The following is a 435-nucleotide window of genomic DNA, read 5'->3' as shown; positions in this document are numbered from 1 at the left end:
GTTCAATTAAGTATTGACTCTTAAATGAGGATATGATATAAATAAATCCTGCAATTTGTATGGGCCTATAGCTCAGCTGGTTAGAGCGCACGCCTGATAAGCGTGAGGTCGATGGTTCGAGTCCATTTAGGCCCACCATACAACTTTTGGGGCCTTAGCTCAGCTGGGAGAGCGCCTGCCTTGCACGCAGGAGGTCAGCGGTTCGATCCCGCTAGGCTCCACCAAAAAGCTATTTTAAATAGCAAATGGTATGTTCTTTGAAAACTAGATAACAGTGTAGCTCATATTTTTTAATTTTTAGTTTGGTTAAGTTAGAAAGGGCGCACGGTGGATGCCTTGACACTAGGAGTCGATGAAGGACGGGACTAACGCCGATATGCTTCGGGGAGCTGTAAGTAAGCTTTGATCCGAAGATTTCCGAATGGGGAAACCCAC

At 45.5% G+C, this 435-nt stretch carries 2 tRNA genes and 1 rRNA gene; all 3 read left to right on the top strand.

The features are described from left to right. Window positions 1–61 precede the first annotated feature (61 nt). Window positions 62–138, top strand: a tRNA-Ile gene (locus ACXVYO_RS01610). A 10-nt stretch (window positions 139–148) separates the two neighbouring features. Further along, window positions 149–224: transfer RNA gene (locus ACXVYO_RS01605), tRNA-Ala, on the top strand. A gap of 80 nt (window positions 225–304) precedes the next feature. Next, window positions 305–435, top strand: a 23S ribosomal RNA gene (locus tag ACXVYO_RS01600); the annotation flags it as partial.

The sequence above is a fragment of the Bacillus sp. BC08 genome (assembly GCF_054326875.1).
The sequence above is the reverse complement of the archived record's forward strand: the minus strand, read 5'-3'. Positions and strand labels throughout refer to the sequence as shown.